Here is a 17,984-nt window from a genome sequence, read left to right as displayed (position 1 = left end):
TGCCTCGCTCAGGATAGAAGATCATGAAATTTCTCGGAAAGCTGATTCTCTGGCTGCTGATTGCCCTGCTAGTGGTGATCATTGCGGCTTATTTCCTGCTGCAAACCCAGTGGGGCGCACGCCAGGCCAGTGCCTGGCTAAGCGACGGTACCGGCTGGAAGGTCTCTTTCAACAAAATGGACCACAATTTCTCCTCGCCAATGCACCTGCAACTGCAAAACGTCACCCTTGGTCGTGACGGCAAACCGGCGACGCTGGTGGCTAAAACGGTGGATATCGGCTTTAGCAGCCGCCAGTTTAGCGACCCACTGCATGCCGACGAGATTGTCCTCAGCGATGGCACCCTGAACTTCTCGCCTTCATCGGCAGCCTTACCGTTCGCCGCCGACCGCCTACAGTTGCGCAACATGGCGTTTAACAGTCCGGAAAGCGACTGGGATCTCAGCGCTCAGCGCGTCACCGGCGGCGTCAGCCCGTGGGCACCGGAAGCGGGTAACGTCCTCGGTAAAAAAACGCAGATTCAGATGAGCGCAGGGTCGATGACGCTGAACGGCATCGAAGCCAGCAACGTGCTGATTCAGGGGAGTATCGATAACGGTGAAGTGGCGCTCTCGACCATCGGTGCTGATGTTGCCCGCGGCACGATGACCGGGACGGCGAAACGCAACGCCAACGGCGGCTGGCAGGTCGATAATTTACGCCTCAGCGAGATCCGCCTGCAAAGCGATAAATCGCTCGCCGACTTTTTCACGCCGCTCACCACCCTGCCTTCACTACAGATTGGCCGTCTCGATATGACCGATGCCAGCCTGCAAGGGCCTGACTGGGCGGTAAGCAGCCTCGATCTTAACCTGCGTAATCTCACCCTGAGCCATGGCGACTGGCAAAGCCAGGATGGCACCCTGTCAATGAATGCCAACGAGTTTATTTACGGCTCGCTGCACTTCCTCGACCCTATCCTGAATGCCGGATTTTCGCCGCAGGGTATCACGCTGCGTCAGTTCACCTCACGCTGGGAAGGCGGGATGGTGCGCACTTCCGGCAACTGGCTGCGTGCCAGTCACGCTTTGGTACTGGATGACGCCGCGTTCGCCGGGCTGGAATACACGCTGCCGGCCAACTGGAAGCAACTATGGATGGAACAACTGCCGGAATGGTTACAGAGCCTAACCCTGAAAAAGTTCAGCGCCAGCCGCAATCTGGTGATTGATGTTGAACCGGAATTCCCGTGGCAGATCACCGCCCTCGACGGCTACGGCGGCGAGCTACAGCTGGTGAAGGACCGCAGTTGGGGTATATGGAACGGCAGCGCAACGCTGAACGCCGCTGCCGCCACCTTTAACCGCATTGACGTTCGCCGCCCATCGTTGAAGCTCAGCGCCAACGCCTCGACGGTGAACGTTAACGAGCTTAGCGCCTTTACCGAGCGCGGTATTCTGCAAGCCACCGCGGCGGTATCGCAGCTTCCGCAGCGCCTGGTCAACCTGAGCCTGAACGGTCGCGGCGTGCCGCTGAATATTTTGCAAGCCTGGGGCTGGCCAGCGCTGCCGGTTTCCGGCGATGGTAACGTGCAGTTGACCGCCACCGGCAGCGTGCTGGCGGATGCGCCGCTGAAGCCAACTGTCAATGGTCAACTCAGCGCAATTAATATGGAGAAGCAGCAGGTTGCGCAGGTGATGCGCAACGGGGAAGCCACTGATGCTCAGGCTCCTGCTGCTCCGGCAATTTCTATACCCTAAATAATTCGAGTTGCAGGAAGGCGGCAAGTGACCGAATCCCCAGGAGCTTACTGGAGTAAGTGACTGGGGTGAGTGAGTGCAGCCAACGCACATGCAACTTGAAGTATGACGGGTATACACCCTAGTTTCCCCTCACCCTAACCCTCTCCCCGCCGGGAGAGGGAACCGCCCTCTGCGCTCTTTATTTTTTAAGCACTTATTTTATTCCCGCAGATGAAACCTGTTGCCATTTTGCGGCTATTTGTACCTATTTCCCGCAACCTGTTCCTTTCAAATAGCGGACTTGCTATAACAAAAATACTGGAAGTCAAAAAAATAATTAAAGTCCCTGAACCTACAAAAATAAAGGAACAACCATGTCTGTAATACGCCAACGTATTATGGAGAATATGCAAAAATTCTCCAGGGCAATGATCGGTGCAGTATTGTTCTTGCCGGTCATCGGCCTAATTCTGGCACTCAGTTCTGTCTTAACCAACCCGACATTAATTTCGGAGACCAGCTTTTTACACCAGATCGGGCAGCTTCTTGGCGACACCTTCTGGCCATTATTTGGCAACCTCGGTTTATTATTTTGCGTCGGCATCAGCTACGGCCTGGCAAAAGATAAAAAAACCGAAGTGGCGCTGGTTGCCGTCATGTGCTTTATCATGTTTCTCGGTGCCAATCACTCCTGGCTGGAGCACACCAACGGCCTCGCAGAAAAAATTAACGGCGAATATTACGGTACCGGACAAACCCAGCTATTGGGCTTTGTGGTCGTCGATATGGGGATCTTTCTCGGGATTATTCTCGGCTGCACCATCGCCTGGGTACATAACAAAGTGTCGACCATCGAACTGCCCGGGGCACTCTCCATGTACGGTGGCGCGAAGTTAACGCTGGTGGCGATGACGCCGGTCGTCATCTTCTATGCTATCGCCTTTACCTGGTTCTGGCCGTTTATGACCCACGGTATCGCGGCGCTGACCGGGTTTATGAAAAACGCCGGCGTGGCGGGGGTCTTCGTCTATGGCTTCTTTGAAAAATTCCTTATTCCTACCGGCCTGCACCACTTCGTCTGGTCGCCGTTCCAGCTCACGCAAATCGGTGGTTCGCTGAGCGTCGACGGGCAGGTAGTTTCCGGTACTCAGGCCATTTTCCTCGCCTATATGCGCCACCCGGATCTCACTCCGGTGATGAACGAAGCTTTGCGCTTCTCGCAGCAGGGAATGACCACCATCTTCGGCCTCGCCGGTGCGTCGCTGGCGTTCTACCATACGGCGAAACCGGAGAAAAAAATGATGGCCAAGGCAATCCTGCTGCCCGCCATTATTACCTCGATGCTGACCGGTATTACAGAGCCCATTGAGTTTACCTTCCTGTTTGTTTCGCCGCTGCTGTGGGTAATTCACGCTACCTTAACCGCGGCCTCACAGGCAATTTGCGACATCTTTACCGTTCGTCCCTGGGGCGCATCCGGGCTGATTGAATTCCTGATTTATAACTTGCCGCTACCGGCTTCCTTAACACGCTGGCCAGGGTATGTACTTATCGGTATCGGTCAGTTTGCCGTCTACTACGTTATCTTCCGCACTCTGGTGGTTAAGCTAAATCTCAAAACGCCGGGTCGCGAAGACGATGAAAACGTGAAGCTATATAGCAAAGCGGATTATCGTAAAAAAATCGGTGAGCCGCAGTCAGTGACCAATGAAATTATCAATGGCTTAGGTGGTAAAGAAAATATTATTTCCGTCGACAACTGTTTCACCCGCCTGCGCGTCGCGGTTCATAATATGGAACTGGTTGACGATGGTATATTAAAAAGCACCGGCGCAAATGGCGTAGTACGAAATCGTAATGAAGTTCAGGTTATTTACGGCGTCAAAGTGGGACAGGTTCGTTCCCGGGTTGATAGCTGGCTAGCAGAAAATTAATTGGGAGTTATTTATGAAATTAACCGTATTAGGCGGGGGCGGCGTTCGCTCTGCATTCCTGGCAAAGTCTCTGGCATATAACGCGCACCGCATTGGTTTAAAGGAAGTGGTATTTCTCGACAGCTCTGCCGATAACCTGGCCGTATTTGGCGAAATCGCCCGCTATGTGTTTAATACCATTCGCCCGGATATTCACTTTAGCATTACCAGCGACCCGGTATCAGCGCTGAAAAACAGCCACTATGTGATAACCACCTTGCGCGTAGGCGGCGATGAGAGCCGCATCCGCGACGAGCGGATCGCGCTGGAAAATAACACCCTCGGCCAGGAGACCACTGGCGCAGGCGGCTTTGCCATGGCAATGCGCTCGATTCCGGCGATTCTTAACTACTGCCGCCTGATTGAAGAGCACGCCGCTGAAGATGCGATTCTGTTTAACTTTACCAATCCATCAGGGCTGGTGACCGAGGCGATTATCAAATCCGGCTTTAAGCGCCGGGTGTACGGCATCTGCGATGCGCCGTCGGAGCTTATCCGTGAGCTGCCGGATATCCTCGGCTGCGACGAGAACGACCTCGGCGTCGAGTGCTATGGGCTGAACCACTTTTCCTGGTTTACCCATTTCACCGTGCGCGGCGAAGATGTCACCGAGCGGCTGATCGCCAGCCCGGATTTATACCGCAAAACGGCGATGCAGTACTTTTCGCCGGAGCTGGTCCAGCTGTGTGATAAGCAGTTGCTTAATGAATATCTCTATTATTACTACTATCGTGAAGTGGCATTAAAAGCGATTCAGAACGCGCCGGAAACTCGTGGCGAGCAGATTGCCCGCATCAATCACGATATGCGCGAAGAGCTGCGAACCATCGACGTAAAAGCCAACCCGGAAGCGGCGTTTACTATTTGGATGAAGCACTATTTACGCCGGGAAAACAGCTACATGCAGAACGAGTCGCAGCAGGAGAAATTCCACACCCGCGAACCGTTGACCTTAAAACAGTTTATCGAGGAGCCGGATACCGGCGGCTATGCGGGCGTGGCGCTGGATATTCTGGAAGCGGTCAACAGCACTACCACCAAGCGCATCGTGGTGTCGATGCCCAACAACGGCACGCTGGATTTCCTGCGCGCGGACGATGTGATTGAGATCAGCTGCGACCTGAGCAAAGACGGCCTGAAGCCGGTGACGCCAAAGCATGTGCCAACGGCGCAGAAAAACATGATCGCCAACGTGAAAGAGTATGAGCGGCTGGCAGTGGCGGCCATTTTGCAGCGGGATAAATCCCTGGCGGTCCGGGCGCTGATGGCGCATCCGCTGGTTGGCTCTTATTCACTGGCGAAAACGTTGGTTGAAGCCTATCTCGATGATAAGCAGTTCGCCGACTGGCAATAAACGCCCGGCTAAATTCCCCGGATGGCGGCTAACGCCTTATCCGGGCTACCGGATCGCAGACGACGGTAAATCTGTAGCCCGGGTAAGGCGTTTGCGCCGCAACCCGGGAATGGTTTTGTAGCCCGGACAGGCGCGTCAAGCGCCGCCTCCGGGGATACCCGTTTGCATAAACCACATCTTCAGTAGCCGCTCAAAGCCGAGTATGCAATAACCGAAAAACGGGTTACTCCAGTAAATATCGTCATCGAACTTCTGCGGGTCGTGAATGATAAACGCTGTATCCGCCGCCTGTGCCAGCGGGCTTTGATAATCGCCGGTAAAGCAGACCAGATTAATCTCTTTCCCCTCCAGCGCCTTCACCCAGTTCAGCGCCGAACTACTGCGCCCGGATTTGGAAATAATCCAGATCGAATCAAATTTGGCGGCATTCTTCTGCTCGAGGATCTCGTAATCCGGCCACAGCGCCAGGCTGGCATTCACCCCGGTCACCAAAAATTTATTATAAATATACTGGGCGATCAGCTGCGAAAAGCCGCTGCCATGAATCAAAATGCGGTGATGTTGCAGGCTTTCCAGCAACGGCGTTATGCGCTCCACCGGCTGAATGCTCATATAGTCAATATCGTTGGTCACATCGAGTTTGGGCATGGTGATATTGAATTTAATAAAATAGACCAGCTCCAGCCAGCCGCTGAATTTCAGCTTTTTCGCCAGGCGCACCAGCGAAGAGGGATTGCTATAACAGTGCTCCGCAACGGCGCGGACCCCCTCGCGAACGCATTGCTCAGGATCGTTCTGGATAAAGCGCAGCACGGTCATCTCGGTTTTGCTTAGCTTTACGTCACGAAAGATATTTTCTAAATCCATTCCGGGCTCCTATCAGCGGCAAACTACGCTATCACCTGGTGGCAATAGTGTCTGTGGGATGAATCACCAGAATGAAATGAATGTTACTTTTTTCGACAAAATGGAATAAAAAAAACCTCTTACGAAGAGGGTCATAGCTCAGCCAACCATGAACGGTTTATCAGCGCGGATACTCGCTGCACAATAACCATTTTATCGGTTCATCTTCCTGAATGATTGGGAAGCGACCGCTGGCTTCCAGAAACCGGTTATCGCGCTTATCATCGTTGACCATGGATATTTCCCAACCCATCACCAACGCGTTTTCGGCCCAAAAACGGTGATAGAGCATGGGTGGCAAACAAACACCCTGCCCGGGTTTTAGCACCAGGGTATCGCCCGGTTTCAGCGAGCGCTGACAGCCATCAACTGCGACGCTCACGCTGCGCTGGGCATCCAGTTGCTCATCCTCCGTCGCCCATGCCAGCTGCATACAGAGGTGGCCGCCGCCGCGGTTCAGAATGTCTTCCATCTTGTGATAGTGAAAATGCCATGGCGTTTGTTGATCCTGCTGAATCTGCAACATTTTCTCGGCATACGGTTTGGGGTAGCGCACATCGGATAATGCGCCGTTGCGCAGGGTCAGCAGCGTCAGGCCGGTTTCATTAAAACAGCCGCTACCAAAATCGGTAATATCCCAGCCAAGCTGTAAATCACGCACTTCCTGCCACTCTTCCGCCCGCTTTTGTGACCAGAGATCGGCAGTAAACCCGGCGAACTCGGGCAAGCAGATGCGAAAGGTTTCGGCGATGGCATGGGCTTTATCAATCGCATAATTAATCTGTGAACGTTTCATTATCGACTCCGCTTCAGCCGCAGAATGTGAATGTCGAGGCGGGTTACCCCGCCTCGTTGGGGTATTAATAGAGGCTGGCCTTGCCGGTTGAACCAAAGAGCTTCATTTTGTGGCGAATCACTTCCCGTGCAGCATTAATCGGTTCCGGGTAAATCACGTTCGGATCCCACCAGGTCTCTTTCGCCAGAATTTCGCGCGCTTTCAGGAAATAGGCATATTTCATGTCGCTGGAGATATTAATTTTGCCGACGCCAAGGGTCACGGACTCGGCAATTTCCGCATCCGGGTTAGCCGAGCCGCCGTGCAGCACCAGCGGAATCGACAGGCGTCCGGCGATATCGCGCAGGATGTTCATTTGCAGTTCCGGCTGCATCCCTTTCGGGTAGATGCCGTGCGCGGTACCAATCGCCACTGCCAGCGTATCCACGCCGGTACGGGCGACGAAATCTTCCGCCTGGGCCGGGTCGGTATACGTGACCTTCGACACACCGCCTTCGACGGAGGTACCGGTCTGGCCGATAGTCCCCAGCTCCCCTTCTACCGACACGCCCACCGCATGCGCCAGCCGCACTACTTCGGTGGTCAGAGCCACGTTTTCTTCGTAAGGCAGCAACGAGCCATCGATCATCACCGACGTAAAGCCGCACTGAATAGCGCGCAGAACATGCTCGACCGATGCGCCATGATCCAGATGCAGAGTGAACGGCACGCGGCTGCGCATAGTGATATCCCGCACGTAGCTAAAAAACGCGTCGCCAACAAAATCATGCTCGCTGGGATGGATAGAAATAATCGCTGGGGTATTTGTTGCTTCAGCCTCTTCCACCACAGCGCGAATAAAACAGCTATCCGCCACGTTAAATGCGCCAATCGCAAAGCCATGTTCACGGGTCGGTTTAAGTAATTCTTTCATTGAAACTAACATCGTTATTCTCCAGTTTCAGGGTGTAGTAAGCCCTGCCAGGGCGGGTATGCGCTGGCATGGAAGGCATTACTGAAATTTAATCAGGCTTTATTGATTGAGCCGGATGCATGTAAATAGGGGACGATGGCGTCAGCACTGGCCTGCTCCATCACCGATAGCGCGTCGGCCAGCTCAATGGAGCTGTCGTGGAACAGGGTATGCAGCAGCGCCGCTTTTCCGGCTTCAAACACCGCCGCCCCAACGTTGATTTTCGCGACGCCCAACTCCGGGCAACGTTGCAGTTGATCGAACGGCGTGCCGCTCCCGCCGTGTAGCGCCAGTGGGACGGACGACACCCGCTGTAGCTGCGCCAGACGGTCGAAATCGAGCGCAGGCTTCACGCCGGGGGCATACATGCCGTGCGCCGTCCCCACGGAGACCGCCAGCAGGTCGATCCCGGTCTGTTCGATAAAGGGAGTAACATCCTCCGGCTGGGTCATTAAATCGGCATTGGTGGCCTGGTCGTAGCGCGGCGCATCCGCCAGGTGCCCCAACTCGCCCTCCACGCACAGCCCAACGCTGGCGGCCAGCTCGGTCACCGCGCGGGTTTGACGGATGTTCTCCTCCAGCGCGAACGCTGAAGCATCAATCATCAGCCCGCTAAATCCGGCGCGGAAAGCCTGGCGAATCTTGATCGGGTCCTTACCGTGGTCGAGACTCAGCGTGACGGGAACGCTCGCCTCCTCCGCCAGCACCCTGACTACCGCAGCGGCAATAGAGGCCGGAAAGTGCGACAGGTGCCCCTGATACAGGTTGAGAATAATCGGCGCACGATATTTTTCCGCTACGCACACCGCAGCACGGGCGCTTTCCAGGTTCATGCAGTTAATCGCCAGCAGGGCATACCGTTCGCGCCAGGCTTTGGTCACCATACTTTTCATATCGGCAAACATAGGGCCTCCGTTTATTCGAGGGTAAAGGTGATGTCGTCGTCTTTGACCTTCTGATCGCTCAGCTCATCGAACTCTTCATCACGCTCGGTCACCGGTTTTTTCCATAGCGACAGCATTACGCCGCAAATCACCGTGCCGATCCCGAGGGAGAGGCAGAACAGCAAAGGATGGGTGAATAGCGGTACGACGAACATTCCGCCGTGCGGCACCGGGCTCTCGACGCCCCAGGTCATGATCAGCCCACCGGCTACCGCCGACGCCACCACGCAGGATCCCACGACGCGCAGCAGATCGCGGGCGGCAATCGGGATCACCCCTTCGGTGATCATGCAGATCCCCATCGGGAAGGCGGCCTTCAGAGCTTCACGTTCGGCGCGGGTATATTTGTGCCGGGTCAGCAGGAACGAGAGGGTGATGCCGAACGGCGGGATTATCGAACCGACAAACTTCACCGCTTCCGGGCCGTAGACGCCGCTGACCAGCAGACCATCGGCAAACAGCGACATGGTTTTATTCACCGGGCCGCCGAAGTCAAAGGTCGCCATGGCGCCAAGAATGGCTCCCAGCAGGAAGCGCGAGCCGCCCTGCATCGACTCCAGCATGTGGATTAATGCTTCCTGAAGCCAGGCAATCGGCTTGCCAATCAGGGTCATCATCAGCAAACCGCTGATCACCGTGCTTAACACCGGCAGCACCATGATCGGCATCAGCCCCTGCATCGACTTCGGCAGCCGGATATAGTGCTTCAGCGCCAGCACGGTGTAGCCGACGAGGAAGCCGCCGAGCATACCGCCAATAAACCCGGTGTGAATTTGCCCACAGACAAAACCGACAATCAAACCCGGCGCAAATCCAGGACGGTCAGCGATGGAGTAGGCGATAGCGGCGCAGATCAAAGGCACGATCAGCCCCATGCCCCAGCCGCCAATTTGGTTTAACATCCACGGAATGGTGCCGGTTTTCTCACCAACGTTGGTCCCACCAAGCACTTGTCCAAGCGCGATACAGATCCCGGCGGCGACAATCAGCGGTATCATCCATGAAATACCGGTTAATAAATGCTTCTTAATTTCCTGTGAGACGGGAATTTTATTCTCACTCATGGTAGATCCCTCCAGATTAAGGATCAGGCATTGGCCAAGGATTTTTCGACCTTTTCGATAAACTGAATCGGCGACTTAATAACCACTTCGGTTTTCACTCTGACAATCCGTTTATTTTTAAAACGTTCCTCACCTTTTATTTTCACGTCAATGGCAAGAATCACGACATCCGCGGCGTCAATATCTTCCGCCGCAAGTTCATTCTCGGTACCAATGGTTCCTTGCGTTTCAACTTTGACATTGTGACCCAGCGCTTTCGCGCCTTTAATGAGCTTCTCACGTGCAATATAAGTATGAGCAATCCCCGCGGTACAGGCGGCAACACAGACAATATTCATCTCGGACTCCGATAGTTATTGTTAGTAAGTATCCGATTCGGCATATTGACTAAACAGGTCAATAATCCTCTGCGGACTGGTTTCTTCGAGCAGTTGTTCAATAATGTCATCATCCGCCAGCGCCCCGGCGACCTGGGATAGCAGGCGAATATGGGTGGTATTTTGATCTTCCAGGCGCACGGCGAATAAAATAATGCAGCGAACCTGGCTACCGTCCAGCGTTTCCCAGGCAATATCCTGCTGGGTGCGGCCAATAGCGAGGGTGGTATTAATAACAGCAGACGATTTTCCATGAGGGATCGCGATATGATTTTCAAACCCCGTTGAGCCTTCTGACTCACGCTGCCAGACATCCTGAATAAATGTTTCACGGCAGCTTATCGCACCATCTTTTTGCAATAAATCGGTTAATTCCTCGATAGCTTCCGCTTTATTCGTGGCCTGCATATCTAACAAAACGCGTTTGGTGTTTAAAATCCTGGTTATGTCCATATTCTTTACCTCATGGATATAAAATTTCATTATCTACAGCAGAGATTGCCGCTTGATGTAATTTATCGGTGACGATTTTTTCCGTAACCCGCCGGATATCGGCATCATTAAAAAATGCGCTGACATAAACCACCGGCAGATTGATTTCCGGCAGATTTATCGTCGAAATAACTAATTCAATATTATCCTGCGGTTGAAGGGTGTGCAGGTTCCCCGCCGATACCACGCCGACAATAGTCCAGTCGGGGAATGCTCTTAGCACCCGACTTTTCAACAGGTGCGATGTGCCAATTCCCGTCGAACAGACCAGCAGAACGCGTTTGCTGGCGACCTGTCTTTCCATCGCGGCCTGGAAATGAACGGTTAAATAGCCAATCTCGTCGTCGGAAACCGCGCATTCGCCCCAGCCGCTGAAGACCTGATTCACCGCGCGCTGGGTCAGCGGCCAGACATCCATTAGCTCGCCTTTAATATCCTCAAGCAGAGGGTTACGAATATAAATGCGAAAATTAAGGCGGTTAATCAGCGGTTTTATATGAATAAGCAGGCCATCGTATAATGCGCTGTCGGTGGTTAAATCGATGTCAATCATGGCTGAAAAAGCGCTAATCAGACGGCTGGTCACCAGCCGGGCCTCGTCGCTCGAGTGCATGTAACGCGCCATACTGACATCATCACGCTCTTCAACCACCACGCCGGATGAGATGATGTATTGATAAATAAACCAGACTTCATCTTCCGGTAGCGAATGGACGATCCGCGCTTCAATTTTTTGAAGCATATTCTGCGCCACGCTGAAAACAGTCTCATCAAAGAGCTGATTTCCCTGTTCCCGACGCGGTAAGGCATTCCCGCGAGTAATGCGATACATCATGATCAGGATATGGGTGAAGATATTGACATAATACGGTTCACCTAACGACCAGCACAGCCTGCGCTCCATTTCCTGTAATAATGACTGGACAAATAAAACGTCTTCCTCGCCAAAATAATGGACCAGCGCTTTATAGCTTCCTGAATCCAGGCGGGAATGGATAATACAGCCGGGTTCGTTGTGATTAATTACGCCGTTAATTAACGACGCCATCGCCTGGCGAACGCGGGTTTCACTGCCTTCTATATGCGTGCCGCTCTGGCTGCGGATCAACGCTAAACCTAGCGGGGTGATCCATGATTCGATAATTTTCAGATCATTAACGATAGAGGCGCCGCTAATAAAATAGCGCTCCGATAGTTTATTAATTGAGGTTTCCAGCGGCGTGTCGCTTAATAACTGAGCGGCGATTTTCACTCGCCGGGAGTTATTCATCATCACATCGCTATCTTCGCCCTCATTACTGAGTAATTGGTCTAATTGCAGCAGGTCGGTGACATTATCAGCGATTAACATCACGCCAGTACCTGAGCGCTTATCGATAGTAATTTTCCACTCAGAGAGCCACTGCTGTAAAAAACGTAAATCGCGCTGAACCGTTTTTTCTGAAACATTTAAATATTCAGCGATTTTCATTAACGTAACGTATTCTCTCCGGGGCAGGAGAAATTTCAATAATCTGTTCTGTCGTGAGGTAATCATTTGCATTATTTACCCTTTTTGCATAGCAGATTAATGCCAGGCAGACATCGCGATACGACGCGAGCTCTACATAAATCATTGAGGATAAATATAAGGAGGTGGGGAGTAAACAACAATACTAAATCGTGTCCGGACATCCGGACAGAAATAAAACGAGAAGAGGTATTAAGGAATAATTATAATTCAGATCACATTTCAGAAAGAAATATACGTGATAGCGATCTCAATTTACCGCAAGAATATACCAGGGGATATTTAATCGCCTTTAGCTTTAGAGCCTATCCCAGTAGGCGTTATTGGCGCAGGCAGTTTGAACACGGACAGCGCGCAAGAACCGGAGCGTACATGTAGTACGTGAGGATTCTGAGCACTGCCCAGGTTCAAAATGGCAAGCAAAATAGTCCTAATGGGATAGGTTCTTAGTGCATCCCCGGAGGCGGCGCTTGACGCGCCTGTCCGGGCTACCAGCCCGCAGACGGCTGTGAACCCGTAGCCCGATGTGATGGACACCTCCCACCTTACGGCATCAGAACGTGCCAGACTGGAAGTGTTACCTGCAGTCCACAGGAGGAGGTGTCCACCATGAATATTAAACGTATCGGTCTTGACCTGGCAAAAAATGTCTTTCAGATCCATGCTGTGGATCACCATGAACATGTCGTCGTGCGGAAATCTCTCCGCCGCGCCCACATGCACGCTTATTTCTCTCAGCTGGCTCCCTGCACCATCGGGATTGAAGCCTGCGCATCATCCCACTACTGGTCCCGCGAACTCACCCGCATGGGGCATACCGTGCGCATTATTCCCCCGAAATTCGTCAAGCCTTACCTCAAAGGCAACAAGAATGATGCCAACGATGCCGAAGCCATCTGTGAAGCCATCAGCCGCCCCGCCATGCGCTTCGTCGCGGTTAAGACAGAGCGCCAGCAGACCCTTCAGGCGGAGCATCGCGTGCGGGCCAGAGTGATAAAAAGCCGCACGGCGCTGTGCAACGAGATACGGGGCTTTCTGGGCGAATTCGGCGTGGTGCTGCCGGTCGGCATCAGCCAGTTGCGTAAGGCGCTGCCGGAGATACTGTCACAGCAGGAGCAGTGGGATGACCGGTTTATGCGCCTGCTGTGCGAGCTGGCCGAAGAGCTGCGGATGCTGGATGACCGGGTGGCGGGGCATGACCGGCGGCTCGCAGAGGCGGCGCGGGAAGATATCTGCATCCAGCGGCTGATGAAAATAGAAGGTATCGGCGTGATAACCGCCAGCGCGATGGTGGCGTTGTTGGGTGACGCGACGCAGTTTAAGAACGGTCGGGAGATGGCGGCTTATGTGGGGCTGGTTCCCCGGCAGCACTCAAGCGGCGGTAAGCAGCAGCTGGGGCATATCAGCAAGCGGGGTGACAGCTACCTGCGTACGCTGGTCATCCACGGGGCACGGTCAGTTCTGAAGACATGTGCAGGCAAAGAAGACCGGCGGAGCCAGTGGCTGCAGTCGGTGGCGGAAAGACGGAACCGGAATATCGCGACGGTGGCGCTGGCGAACAAGAATGTGCGGATAGCGTGGGCGGTGATGAGTCGCGGAGAAGATTACCATGGCTCACGGGTCGCCGGTTAACCGACGCCCCGTGAGCCATGCAGTAAAAAGAGCAGTAACCCTGTCGTGAGATTGCGAAGCGATTTAGCGTGATGAGTAACCGGTAAGACCAGCACCTGAGAAATCCGGCCTGTCCGAAGGCTCCCTGCGAAGCAAAGCCGATAGCCCGAAAGGAAGCAGGTGCGCAGAACACATCATGGCCCGGGTACGACGGTACCGAACGAGAGGCCGGATATACGAACGCAACTTACCCTGGTGACTCACACAAAAAATAGCTTGCATCACGGGAGGTGTCCATATACGGTCAGCGCAGCGCCACCGGGAAGGATAAACTGAAACGGCTACGGGTCCGCAGATGGCTGCGAACCCGTGCTTCGGGATAGAAAAACCTTACAGCGTAATCGTCAGCGCGTTGCCCTGCGCGGTGACAACCGCACCCAGCTCGCTACCCGCCTGAGCGCCGCCCTGCACGCCCGCAACCTGCGGGATATTGCGCAGACACAGCGTCCAGCCGCTGGCGTCGCCTTCACCGCTGACGGTAATGGTGTTGCCCTGACGTTTCGCCTTCAGCGTGAAGACCACCGAACCGTCCGCTGCCGGAACCTGGCAGACGGCTTCGCGGCCATCGTCGAGGTTGAACAGCTGGAAAGCGGTGCCTTCGTTCCACGCGTAATCTGGCTTCTGGTCGTTGTTGCCCAGCGCCAGCAGGGTGTTGTCGCGCACGTAAACTGGCAGGCTCAGCACATCGTAATTCTGCTTATGCCAGCGGCTGCCCTGCGCTTCGTCGTTATGCCACAAGTGCGTCCAGCGGCCTTCCGGCAGGTAGAACTGCACATCGCCCGCTTCGCTAAACACCGGTGCGACCAGCACGGAATCACCCAGCATGTACTGACGATCCAGATAGTCACAGGCCGGGTCGTGCGGGAACTCCAGCATCATAGAGCGCAGCATCGGCGTACCGAACTCGTTGGCCAGCGCCGCCTGACGATACAGATACGGCATCATGCGGCATTTCAGCTGCGTGAAGTGACGTACTACGTCGCAGGACTCATCATCGTAAGCCCACGGCACACGATAGGATTTGCTGCCGTGCAGACGGCTGTGGCTCGATAGCAGGCCGAAGGCGCACCAGCGCTTGTAGACGTGAGCAGGCGCGGTGTTTTCGAAACCGCCGATATCGTGGCTCCAGAAACCAAAGCCGGACATCCCGATCGACAGGCCGCCGCGCAGGCTTTCCGCCATGGATTCGTAGTTAGCGTAGCAGTCGCCGCCCCAGTGCACCGGGAACTGTTGCGCGCCCACCGAGGCGGAACGGGCGAACAGCACCGCTTCTTTCTCGCCAACGGTCTCTTTCAGCACGTTCCACACTAGCTCGTTATAGATGAAGGCGTAGTGGTTGTGCATTTTCTGCGGGTCGGAGCCGTCAAACCACTGCACGTCGGTCGGAATGCGCTCGCCGAAGTCGGTCTTGAAGCAGTCAACACCGATATCCACCAGGCCTTTCAGCTTGTTGGCATACCACTCGCAGGCTTCCGGATTAGTGAAGTCATAAATCGCCAGGCCCGGCTGCCATTTATCCCACTGCCACAGCGAACCGTCCGGACGTTTCAACAGGTAGCCTTTCTCGTGCAGCTCTTTAAATACCGGCGAACGCTGGCCGATATACGGGTTGATCCACACGCAGACCTTCAGACCTTTATCCTTCAGACGCTTAATCATGCCTTCCGGGTCAGGGAACGTGAGCGGATCCCACTCAAAATCGCACCACTGGAAGGCCTTCATCCAGAAGCAGTCGAAATGGAACACGTGCAGCGGCAGATCGCGCTCCGCCATACCATCAATAAAGCTGTTAACCGTCGCTTCGTCGTAGTTGGTGGTGAACGAGGTGGTCAGCCACAGACCGAAAGACCAGGCTGGCGGCAGCGCCGGACGTCCGGTGAACTGGGTATAGCGGTTCAGCACCTCTTTCGGGGTCGGGCCGTCGATCACGAAGTATTCCAGATGCTCGCCTTCGACGCTGAACTGCACCTTAGAGACTTTCTCGGAGCCGATTTCGAAAGAGACGCGCTCGGGATGATTAACCAGCACGCCGTAACCGCGGTTAGTCAGATAGAACGGGATATTTTTGTACGACTGTTCGGTACTGGTACCGCCATCTTCGTTCCAGGTATCGACCGTCTGACCGTTGCGCACCAGTGCGGTAAAGCGCTCGCCGAGGCCGTAAACAGTGTCGCCGACGCCAAGATCCAGGCGCTCGAACATGTAGTTGCGATTAGTGTTCGTATCCTGCACATAGCCGTCGTTTTTCAGCTGGCTACCGGTGATACGCACGCCGTCACGCAGGAAATCCAGCGACCAGAAGTCACCTTTGGTCACGCGGGCAGTCAGGTTACCGCTCTTCAGCTCAGCAACTTCAGCGCCATTCTGAATCTCTACCTTCACGTCTTTCAGGACGTTCAGCGGATAGTGCGGGCCGTTGTTCAGCGCACCCTGAAAGTGCTCCATGCGCACGCCGATCACCCCTTCCTGCGGGGAGAAGAAGCGCACGGTAAACAGCGGGGTATCCAGTTGAGCGGCACGCTCACGGACCTCGCGCGACGCGACATAGACCACCATTTCGTTACCCTGCTGCTCAACCTCGTACACCTGCACGGGTTGGATCAGATTGAGCCCTGGTTGGATAAGCCAGTTTCCATCACTGATTTTCATCAATAGCTTCCTCTTAGTTTTGCAATTCTTTGCCTGTCGGCGCTGAAGTGAAGTCGTGTTCGTTGCGACGCGCGCCCTGAGCCAGTTCCGCCATCATGTTTTTCAGGAACGGCGTTTTCAGGGTGTAGTAGCGTTTAGCAATAACCGCGCTCAGCAGGTAACAAGCCGCCGGAGCGAGGGTAAACAATGAGGTGATGATGGTGATGGTGGCGCTGTTCTGGGTTTTGGCTGCGGCGTCGTAACCGCCACCGGCCAGCATCCAGCCAATCAGCGCGCCGCCCAGCGCCAGGCCCAGCTTGAGCACGAACAGGGTGCCCGCGAAGCTGATGCCGGTCAGGCGTTTGCCGTTGCACCATTCGCCATAGTCGACGGTGTCGGACATCATCACCCACTGAATCGGCGTCACCAGTTGGTGCAGCACGCCAATCACGAAGATAAAGGCGAACATGGTGATTTCGGCGTCCATCGGTACGAAGAACATCGCCACGCTCAGCACTGCCAGAATGGCGTTGGTCCACCAAAAGACGCTGACTTTGCATTTCCAGTCGGTGAGCGGCTTCGCCAGCGCCGAGCCGATTAGGTTGCCGACGCAGTAGGTGGTCAGGAACACAGTAAACAGCGCAGCGGACCCCATGATCCAGGTGGTGTAATACATCATCGCGCCGCCGCGAACGCAGACCGCGAGGATGTTCAGGATGGTCAGCAGGCCAACCACGCGCCACTGATCGTTGCGCCAGATATCGCGCAGGTCTTCACGCATTGAGGTGGACGCAGGCGGTGCTTCGACGCGTTCCTTGGTGGTGAAGAAACAGAAAGCCAGCATCAGGAAAGCGATCACCGAGAGCACCGCGATGCCGCCCTGGAAGCCAAAAGCTTTGTCTTCGCCGCCGATAAAATTCACCAACGGCATCATCAGGACGGTCGAGAGCATGCCGCCCGCCGTCGCCAGCACAAAGCGCCAGGACTGCAAGGAGATGCGCTGCGTCGGGTTGTCGGTAATGACGCCGCCCAGCGCGCAGTACGGAATATTGACCACGGTATAGAGCAGAGTCAGCAGGGTGTAGGTAACCGCGGCGTAAATCAGTTTACCGTTATGGCTCAGGTCCGGCGTGCTGTAGGCCAGCACGCAGACGAGGCCGAACGGGATCGCACCAAACAGTATCCACGGGCGGAATTTCCCCCAGCGACTGCGGGTGCGGTCGGCCAGCAATCCCATGCACGGATCAGATATCGCATCCAGCGCGCGGGCCAGCAGGAACATGGTGCCGACATAGCCGGCAGGAATACCAAAAATATCGGTATAAAAAAACATCATATACAACATGACGTTATCAAAAATGATGTGGCTAGCGGCATCGCCCATGCCGTAGCCAATCTTCTCTTTGACGGACAAAATATGATTTTTCATAACAACACACTCATCTCTCAGCGATACCGCTTATTGGTACCGGTTACAGAATTTGTAAACTATCTGCGCAGTAAGATGAATTGCGATATCTCATAATCAAATTACGTTTCTTGTTTTATGTGATCTCGGTAGCCTGAAAGAGTGTGTAAAAGTGTAAGCCACGGATT

The 17,984-nt window shown here is 54.4% G+C and carries 14 protein-coding genes; 4 read left to right on the top strand and 10 right to left on the bottom strand.

Going from position 1 to position 17,984, the window contains the following annotated elements:
- Nucleotides 1-23 precede the first annotated feature (23 nt).
- The 3 genes from HV213_RS00595 to HV213_RS00585 all read left to right on the top strand — a co-directional run bounded on the left by HV213_RS00595 (nucleotide 24) and on the right by HV213_RS00585 (nucleotide 5,048).
- Nucleotides 24-1,739 (top strand): AsmA family protein, encoded by a 1,716-nt coding sequence (locus HV213_RS00595; protein ID WP_181484415.1) that lies wholly within the window; start codon nucleotides 24-26, stop codon nucleotides 1,737-1,739.
- A gap of 356 nt (nucleotides 1,740-2,095) precedes the next feature.
- Nucleotides 2,096-3,655, top strand: coding sequence for a PTS transporter subunit EIIC (locus HV213_RS00590; protein WP_181484414.1), 1,560 nt, complete (start codon nucleotides 2,096-2,098; stop codon nucleotides 3,653-3,655).
- Between the two features lie 13 nt (nucleotides 3,656-3,668).
- Nucleotides 3,669-5,048 carry a family 4 glycosyl hydrolase gene (locus tag HV213_RS00585; RefSeq protein WP_181484413.1) on the top strand — a complete coding sequence of 460 codons (1,380 nt, stop codon included), beginning with the start codon at nucleotides 3,669-3,671 and terminating at the stop codon, nucleotides 5,046-5,048.
- A 135-nt stretch (nucleotides 5,049-5,183) separates the two neighbouring features.
- On the opposite strand, the gene HV213_RS00580 is transcribed toward HV213_RS00585, so the two are convergent.
- The 8 genes from HV213_RS00580 to HV213_RS00545 form a co-directional block, all read right to left on the bottom strand.
- Entirely contained in the window at nucleotides 5,184-5,915 is a 732-nt protein-coding gene (locus HV213_RS00580; protein ID WP_181484412.1) for a MurR/RpiR family transcriptional regulator, read from the bottom strand.
- A gap of 160 nt (nucleotides 5,916-6,075) precedes the next feature.
- On the bottom strand, nucleotides 6,076-6,750 hold the full coding sequence (locus HV213_RS00575; protein WP_181484411.1) for a D-lyxose/D-mannose family sugar isomerase: 675 nt from the start codon (nucleotides 6,748-6,750) through the stop codon (nucleotides 6,076-6,078).
- 64 nt (nucleotides 6,751-6,814) lie between these two features.
- Nucleotides 6,815-7,675 (bottom strand): ketose-bisphosphate aldolase, encoded by an 861-nt coding sequence (locus HV213_RS00570; RefSeq protein WP_181484410.1) that lies wholly within the window; start codon nucleotides 7,673-7,675, stop codon nucleotides 6,815-6,817.
- A gap of 80 nt (nucleotides 7,676-7,755) precedes the next feature.
- A complete protein-coding gene (locus HV213_RS00565; RefSeq protein WP_181484409.1) occupies nucleotides 7,756-8,607 on the bottom strand; it encodes a class II fructose-bisphosphate aldolase in 852 nt (283 codons plus the stop codon).
- A gap of 11 nt (nucleotides 8,608-8,618) precedes the next feature.
- Nucleotides 8,619-9,710, bottom strand: a complete 1,092-nt coding sequence (locus HV213_RS00560) for a PTS fructose transporter subunit IIC (protein WP_181484408.1) — start codon at nucleotides 9,708-9,710, stop codon at nucleotides 8,619-8,621.
- 23 nt (nucleotides 9,711-9,733) lie between these two features.
- Nucleotides 9,734-10,048 (bottom strand): PTS fructose transporter subunit IIB, encoded by a 315-nt coding sequence (locus HV213_RS00555; protein ID WP_004126741.1) that lies wholly within the window; start codon nucleotides 10,046-10,048, stop codon nucleotides 9,734-9,736.
- A 21-nt stretch (nucleotides 10,049-10,069) separates the two neighbouring features.
- The gene (locus HV213_RS00550; RefSeq protein WP_181484407.1) at nucleotides 10,070-10,540 is read right to left on the bottom strand and encodes a PTS sugar transporter subunit IIA; all 471 of its coding nucleotides are present in this window, start codon (nucleotides 10,538-10,540) and stop codon (nucleotides 10,070-10,072) included.
- A gap of 10 nt (nucleotides 10,541-10,550) precedes the next feature.
- Nucleotides 10,551-12,122 (bottom strand): BglG family transcription antiterminator, encoded by a 1,572-nt coding sequence (locus HV213_RS00545; RefSeq protein ID WP_181484406.1) that lies wholly within the window; start codon nucleotides 12,120-12,122, stop codon nucleotides 10,551-10,553.
- Between the two features lie 576 nt (nucleotides 12,123-12,698).
- On the opposite strand from HV213_RS00545, the gene HV213_RS00540 reads away from it, so the two are divergent.
- A complete protein-coding gene (locus tag HV213_RS00540; RefSeq protein WP_181482387.1) occupies nucleotides 12,699-13,721 on the top strand; it encodes an IS110 family RNA-guided transposase in 1,023 nt (340 codons plus the stop codon).
- Nucleotides 13,722-14,090: 369 nt separating this feature from the next.
- Here the strand turns inward: HV213_RS00540 and yicI are convergent, their stop codons facing one another.
- Both yicI and HV213_RS00530 read right to left on the bottom strand, forming a co-directional pair.
- Nucleotides 14,091-16,409 carry an alpha-xylosidase gene (yicI, locus tag HV213_RS00535; RefSeq protein ID WP_181484405.1) on the bottom strand — a complete coding sequence of 773 codons (2,319 nt, stop codon included), beginning with the start codon at nucleotides 16,407-16,409 and terminating at the stop codon, nucleotides 14,091-14,093.
- Between the two features lie 13 nt (nucleotides 16,410-16,422).
- On the bottom strand, nucleotides 16,423-17,817 hold the full coding sequence (locus HV213_RS00530; protein ID WP_181484404.1) for a glycoside-pentoside-hexuronide family transporter: 1,395 nt from the start codon (nucleotides 17,815-17,817) through the stop codon (nucleotides 16,423-16,425).
- Nucleotides 17,818-17,984: the final 167 nt, after the last annotated feature.

This window comes from Klebsiella sp. RHBSTW-00484 (genome assembly GCF_013705725.1).
Taxonomy (GTDB): domain Bacteria; phylum Pseudomonadota; class Gammaproteobacteria; order Enterobacterales; family Enterobacteriaceae; genus Klebsiella.
Note: the sequence above shows the minus strand (reverse complement) of the source record. Positions and strands in the feature narration are given on the sequence as shown.

Bases quoted from the DNA above. Each gene is read 5' to 3' on its own strand.
- HV213_RS00530 (WP_181484404.1), bottom strand. From the start codon at position 17,817: ATGAAAAATCATATTTTGTCCGTCAAAGAGAAGATTGGCTACGGCATG.
- HV213_RS00570 (WP_181484410.1), bottom strand. From the start codon at position 7,675: ATGTTAGTTTCAATGAAAGAATTACTTAAACCGACCCGTGAACATGGC.
- HV213_RS00565 (WP_181484409.1), bottom strand. From the start codon at position 8,607: ATGTTTGCCGATATGAAAAGTATGGTGACCAAAGCCTGGCGCGAACGG.
- HV213_RS00590 (WP_181484414.1), top strand. From the start codon at position 2,096: ATGTCTGTAATACGCCAACGTATTATGGAGAATATGCAAAAATTCTCC.
- HV213_RS00595 (WP_181484415.1), top strand. From the start codon at position 24: ATGAAATTTCTCGGAAAGCTGATTCTCTGGCTGCTGATTGCCCTGCTA.
- HV213_RS00575 (WP_181484411.1), bottom strand. From the start codon at position 6,750: ATGAAACGTTCACAGATTAATTATGCGATTGATAAAGCCCATGCCATC.
- HV213_RS00560 (WP_181484408.1), bottom strand. From the start codon at position 9,710: ATGAGTGAGAATAAAATTCCCGTCTCACAGGAAATTAAGAAGCATTTA.
- HV213_RS00540 (WP_181482387.1), top strand. From the start codon at position 12,699: ATGAATATTAAACGTATCGGTCTTGACCTGGCAAAAAATGTCTTTCAG.
- yicI (WP_181484405.1), bottom strand. From the start codon at position 16,409: ATGAAAATCAGTGATGGAAACTGGCTTATCCAACCAGGGCTCAATCTG.
- HV213_RS00550 (WP_181484407.1), bottom strand. From the start codon at position 10,540: ATGGACATAACCAGGATTTTAAACACCAAACGCGTTTTGTTAGATATG.
- HV213_RS00545 (WP_181484406.1), bottom strand. From the start codon at position 12,122: ATGCAAATGATTACCTCACGACAGAACAGATTATTGAAATTTCTCCTG.
- HV213_RS00585 (WP_181484413.1), top strand. From the start codon at position 3,669: ATGAAATTAACCGTATTAGGCGGGGGCGGCGTTCGCTCTGCATTCCTG.
- HV213_RS00580 (WP_181484412.1), bottom strand. From the start codon at position 5,915: ATGGATTTAGAAAATATCTTTCGTGACGTAAAGCTAAGCAAAACCGAG.
- HV213_RS00555 (WP_004126741.1), bottom strand. From the start codon at position 10,048: ATGAATATTGTCTGTGTTGCCGCCTGTACCGCGGGGATTGCTCATACT.